Source organism: Streptomyces sp. NPDC019890 (assembly GCF_044903445.1).
Classification (GTDB): domain Bacteria; phylum Actinomycetota; class Actinomycetes; order Streptomycetales; family Streptomycetaceae; genus Streptomyces.
In genome coordinates, this window is the sequence record NZ_JBJDQK010000044.1 from 1 (window position 1) to 5563 (window position 5563).

The window sequence follows — 5563 nt, forward strand, 5'->3', positions numbered from 1 at the left end:
TGAGCACGAAGGCGCTGGCGCCGGCGCGCAGTGCCTCGTAGACGTACTCGTCCGGGTCGAACGTGGTCAGGATCAGCACCCGAACGACCCAGTCCGCCTCCTCCAGAATCCGGGAGGTCGCCTCGAGGCCGTCCATCTCGGGCATGCGGATGTCCATAAGGATCACGTCCGGACGATGCAGGCGCGCTGCCTCGATCGCCTCGCGCCCGGTCCCGGCCTCGGCCACGACCTCGATGTCGTCGTGGATCCGCAGAATCATCGCGAAGCCTCTGCGGACCAGCGCCTGGTCGTCGACGACGACGACACGGATGCTCACGCGGGCTCCTCTCCGGTGGGCAGATGGGCAGCCACCCGGAATCCACCACCGGGACCCGGCCCCGCTTCGAGGCTGCCGCCCAGCAGGAGTGCTCTCTCCCGCATGCCGACGATCCCGTGGCCTGCCGCTTTTCCGCGCGAGGCGCCCGACATGGACTGGACGGCGGCACCGCGGCCGTCGTCGAGCACCTCGACGGTGATGCCGCCCTTGTCGCCGCGCAGGTGCACCTCGGTGTGTGTGCGCGGTCCGCTGTGCTTGATCACGTTGGTCAGTGCCTCTTGGACGATGCGGTACGCCGACAGTTCCACGCGGGCCGGAAGGGGAGTGCGGATACCGTCGGTGATGGAGACGTCCAGACCGGCCTCCCGGACCTGCTCCACGAGCCGGGGAAGATCGGCCAGGCCGGGCTGGGGCCCCAGCCCGTCGCGCTCCGCCTCCGGCCGCAGCACTCCCAGCAGATGTCGCAACTCGTCCAGCGCCTGGCGCCCGGCTTCTTCCACCGCTGCCATCGCTTCCACGGCAGCCTGAGGATCGTCGGCGGCCACCATCCGGGCCGCACCCGCCTGCACCGTCATCATGCTCACCCTGTGGGCGACCACGTCGTGCAGTTCACGAGCGATGTGGGTGCGCTCCTCGGCGACGATCCGCCGTGCCTCGGCGGCCTGCTCATGGCGGAGCTGCGCCGCCCGCTCGGCGCGAAGTCGCAAACGTCGACCGACGTACCAGGCCCCGAACATCACCAGGGCTCCGAAGCCGATCTCCCCCCAGGGGACGGGGTCGAGGAGGCCGTCGACGATCACCACGACGACGGCCACCACGACGCCGACACGGCCCCGCCAGCCGTCTGCGGCGTACCGCCCCGTGCTGTACAGCGCGATGATCGCGAACCCGCCCAGGTCGGAGTAGCCGCTTCCCAGCGTCAGGGTCCACGCGACCAAGGCGACACCCAGGACCTCGACGGGGCGACGCCGGCGCCAGTAGAGCGCCGCGGCGGCCACCGCGAACAGCAGCAGGGCAGGGACGGGAACGTCGGTGATCGAGCGGACCGCGACCGCATCGCCCGGTCCGTCCTCCAGGAACACCGCGGCCAAGAACACGGCGATCGCGAGGACGGCGTCCGCGACCCGCGGCCAGCGGACGAACGGGCCGCGGAACCTGCCCGGCACGCTGCGGCCCAGCGTCTCGGAAGGCAGCGCTGTGCGGTTCATCATCGCTCCCGGAAAGGCGTCGGTGCCCCGGCGTAGTCATCAGCTGCACCAGGCGAGCCATCGTAATTCCAGGTCGGAGGCACCGTCACCCACCTGCAGGCGGACACCGGCCTCCGCCGCCAGGGGGAGGCGCCGCCTGGTTCGCCCCGCTCCGCGCCGGAGCGTCGAACCCCTCCGGCGGCGGGGGACAGCACCGGTGCCGGCACCGACGATGGGACCGCTCACCACTCCTGCCCTCCATGCGCTGCAGACGCACGGGTGGCAGCCATCTCACAGGAGCACGCAACCATGAACCGATTCACCCGTCGCATCGGCGCAGCGAGTGCCCGCCGACCATGGGTCACGATCACCGCATGGGCGGCAGCCCTCCTCCTTGTGCTGCCCCTGGCCGGCATGGTCGGAGGTTCCTTCGTCGACGACCTCGTCGCTCCCGGCAGTCAGAGTGAAAAGGCGATGGAGCTTCTCAAGAAGCGCTTCCCCGAAGCGTCCGGCGGCAGCGCCATGGCGGTGTTCGCCGCGCCCGAAGGGGAGCGCCTCGAGCGCCACCAGCCAGCCATCGACGCAGCCGTCGCCCGGATCACCGACGTCGAGCACGTCGCCACGGTGACCGATCCCTTCACTGCCGGCACCGTGTCGTCCGACGGGCGTATCGGTTTCGCCGAGCTGACCTTCGACGTGCCCGCGATGGACGTGGATCCCGAGCAACTCGAGGCCTTGGCCGACGCGATCGAACCTGCACGCGCGGACGGCGTCGCCGCCGAGCTGGGCGGTGATGCCATCTTCATCAACGCCGAGACGGAGACGACGGGTACGGAGGCAGGCGGCCTGCTGGCTGCGTTGGTCGTGCTGGTCGTCGCGTTCGGCACCATCGTGGCCGCACTGGTCCCGATCGCCCTCGCTCTGGTGGCCGTCGCCGCGGGCCTGAGCGGCATTGTGCTGCTGGCCAACACCATTGACGTCTCCACCGCGGCGCCGACGATCGGTGCCATGATCGGGCTGGGTGTGGGTATCGATTACGCCCTGTTCATCGTGGCCCGCTACCGCGAGAACCGTGCCGCCGGGCAGGACAACCCCAACGCGCTGGCGAACGCCATGGGATCGTCGGGCGCAGCCGTCCTGTTCGCCGGTGGCACCGTCGTGGTCGCGATGGCCGCCCTCGCGCTCACCGGTGTGGGCTTCCTGGCCTCGATCGGCCTGAGCACCTCGCTGGTTGTGCTCTTCGCGGTGGCGACCGCTCTTACGCTGTTGCCGGCGCTGCTCTCGCTCCTGGGCGAGCGCATCGACAACGGACGCCTCGTGGGCCGCAGGCGTCGTGTGAAGCGGGCCGGCCGTGCGACGCGGGCTGAGGACACGGCGTGGTGGCGCTTTGCCCACCGCGTGTCGGGGCGGCCATGGCCGTACCTGATCGTTGCCACGGTGGCGCTCCTCGCGCTGGCCGCTCCAGCGCTGCGCATGGAGACGGGTTTCCCCGACGCGGGCAACGACTCGACCACCACCACCCACCGTCGCGCCTACGACCTGCTGGCGGAGGGCTTCGGCCCGGGCTTCAACGCCCCGCTGCTGATCGTCGCCGATCTGCGCAGCCCCGGTGTGGACGCCCGGGCCATCCCCGAGCTGTCCCAGCGCATCGCCGCCGACCCCGGCATCGCCATGGTCGGCGAGCCCCGGACATCGCCCGCAGGCGACACCGTGGTGCTGCCCATGTTGCCCACCACCGCCCCCGCCGACGCCGAAACCTCCGAGACCCTCCAGCGCGTCCGCGACCTCGTCCCCGACAACGTCGCCGTGTCCGGCCTGACCGCCATGACCGAGGACCTCACCCAGCAGCTGGCCGACACCCTCCCGGTCTTCATCAGCGCAATCCTGGCGGCGTCCTTCCTGCTGCTGATGCTGGTGTTCCGCTCCGTCGTAGTGCCGCTGAAGGCCGCCATGGTGAACCTGTTGTCAATCGGCGGGGCCTACGGCGTCGTGGTCGCGGTGTTCCAGTGGGGCTGGCTCAAGGACCTGTTCGGCCTGGAGAACACATTCCCGATCGTCTCGCCCTTGCCGACGATCTTCTTCGCGGTCCTCTTCGGCCTGTCCATGGACTACGAGGTGTTCCTGCTCTCACGTGTCCGTGAGGAGTACGACGCCACGGGCGACACCGCCGAGTCGGTGGCGCGCGGCATGGCGGCCACAGGCCGTGTGATCACCTCAGCCGCACTGATCATGACGGTGGTGTTTTTGGGCTTCGTCGCCAATCCCTCACCGCTCACCAAGATGATGGGCCTGGGCCTGGCAACCGCGATCATGCTCGATGCGACGATCGTGCGGATGGTGATCGTGCCTGCCGCCATGGCGCTGCTGGGGCAGGCGAATTGGTGGTTGCCCCATTGGCTCGGTCGTCGGCTGCCCAGCATCCGCGTGGAGAGCGCTGACGCCCCACATGAGCCTGCCCCGGTGCTCACCAACACACCCGGGAGCAGCTGATGTGACAGTCCCGTGTGTCCCTTCCACGACAACCCGTCGGCGAGACTCCCCGTTGCACCGTTCGGTTGCCCCCCGGCTCACTTCCGGTGGTGACGGAGAGCGCGGCTGATGTCGTTGACCGTGCGTCCTGGATGTCAACGAGCTTGTGAGCATGGTGTTTTCGGGGATATCGCCGCTGGTCATCGGGGACGTGGCCGACGGCGGTGACCGGATCACGGTGCGGGCGCGGGCGCCACGCGGAACGGCCCGCGCCCACCTGCGCCGCACTGCCGAGCCCGGGCGTGCCGGTCAAGCATGACCGCCCTGGCCCGGCTCGTACGCGCCTTCGTCCAGCTCATGGGCGAGCGCCGAGGAGACGACCTCGACACCTGAGTGTCAAGCGCCCGCCGCTCGCGCCATACCGACTCGGACGCCGAAGTGCAGACCGCTACGACGGCCACAGCAGCGGCCCCGGCAGCCGCTCTTTCCCCTGCGGCGCAGCGCCGTGGCCGCTGCGCCCTTTCCACCGGCTACAGCTGCAGAGTGTTGTTGAGCTGTGGGGGAAGGCGGCCTTCTCGTCCCTAGCTCAGCGTCTTCAGCGCCGCAGCGTCGTACGGCTTCAGCTCGGCGAACCGGTCCGCCAGGACCTTCGCCGCCCAGTCCGGGTCCTGGAGCAGGGCGCGGCCGACGGCGACCAGGTCGAACTCGTCGCGCTCCAGGCGGTCGAGGAGGTTGTCGATGCCCTGGACCGGGGCGCCCTCGCCCATGAAGCCGCGGATGAAGTCGCCGTCGAGGCCGACCGAGCCGACGGTGATGGTGGGCCTGCCGGTGAGCTTCTTGGTCCAGCCCGCCAGGTTCAGGTCCGAGCCCTCGAACTCCGGGAGCCAGTAGCGGCGGGTGGAGGCGTGAAAGGCGTCGACGCCGGCCGCGGCGAGCGGGGTCAGGATCGCCTCCAGCTCCTCCGGGGTCTCGGCGAGCCTCGCGTCGTAGGCCTCCTGCTTCCACTGCGAGTAGCGGAAGATCACCGGGAATTCTGGCGAGACGCTCTCGCGGACCGCGGCCACGATATCGGCCGCGAACTTCGTACGGGCCACAGCGTCGCCGCCGTAGGCGTCGGTGCGGCGGTTCGTCCCCGCCCACAGGAACTGGTCGACGAGGTAGCCGTGGGCGCCGTGCAGTTCGACGCCGTCGAAGCCTATGCGCTCGGCGGCCGCGGCGGCCTCGGCGAAGGCGCCGATGACGTCGTCCAGATCGCGCCGGGTCATCGCTTTGCCGGCGCCCTCGGTACCGTCGACGCGGATGCCGGAGGGGCCGACGGCGGGGGCGTCGGCGTAAGGCGGGTCGCCCTGCTTGCGCACCATGCCGATGTGCCACAGCTGCGGCACGATCGCGCCGCCCGCCGCGTGAACGGCCTCGGCGACCTTCGCCCACCCCGCCAGCTGCTCCTCACCGTGGAACCGCGGCACACGGTCACTCTGCCCGGCCGACTCGTGGCCGACGTAGGTCCCCTCGGTGACGATCAGGCCCACACCCGCGGCGGCGCGACGGGCGTAGTACGACAGCACGTCATCACCCGGGACGCCCCCCGGGG

The 5563-nt window shown here is 70.4% G+C and carries 5 protein-coding genes; 2 read left to right on the plus strand and 3 right to left on the minus strand.

Translation table 11 applies throughout. The features are described 5' to 3' along the window. On the minus strand, positions 1-316 hold a 316-nt coding region (locus ACI2LP_RS33695; protein ID WP_404728343.1), incomplete at its 3' end, for a response regulator transcription factor. After that, entirely contained in the window at positions 313-1527 is a 1215-nt protein-coding gene (locus tag ACI2LP_RS33700; RefSeq protein ID WP_404728344.1) for a sensor histidine kinase, read from the minus strand. The genes ACI2LP_RS33700 and ACI2LP_RS33695, both read right to left, overlap by 4 nt. A gap of 285 nt (positions 1528-1812) precedes the next feature. Here ACI2LP_RS33700 and ACI2LP_RS33705 point away from each other — a divergent pair, with 285 nt between their 5' ends. After that, on the plus strand, positions 1813-3993 hold the full coding sequence (locus tag ACI2LP_RS33705) for an MMPL family transporter (protein ID WP_404728345.1): 2181 nt from the start codon (positions 1813-1815) through the stop codon (positions 3991-3993). A 151-nt stretch (positions 3994-4144) separates the two neighbouring features. Then, positions 4145-4291, plus strand: a complete 147-nt coding sequence (locus ACI2LP_RS33710; protein WP_404728346.1) for a hypothetical protein — start codon at positions 4145-4147, stop codon at positions 4289-4291. Between the two features lie 262 nt (positions 4292-4553). Here the strand turns inward: ACI2LP_RS33710 and ACI2LP_RS33715 are convergent. Continuing rightward, positions 4554-5563, minus strand: a 1010-nt coding sequence (locus ACI2LP_RS33715) for an NADH:flavin oxidoreductase (protein WP_404728347.1), incomplete at its 5' end; no start/stop codon positions are given.

What these genes read in the sequence shown, in the direction of transcription:
- ACI2LP_RS33700 (WP_404728344.1), bottom strand. Translation starts at nt 1,527, where the DNA reads ATGATGAACCGCACAGCGCTGCCTTCCGAGACGCTGGGCCGCAGCGTG.
- ACI2LP_RS33710 (WP_404728346.1), top strand. Translation starts at nt 4,145, where the DNA reads ATGGTGTTTTCGGGGATATCGCCGCTGGTCATCGGGGACGTGGCCGAC.
- ACI2LP_RS33705 (WP_404728345.1), top strand. Translation starts at nt 1,813, where the DNA reads ATGAACCGATTCACCCGTCGCATCGGCGCAGCGAGTGCCCGCCGACCA.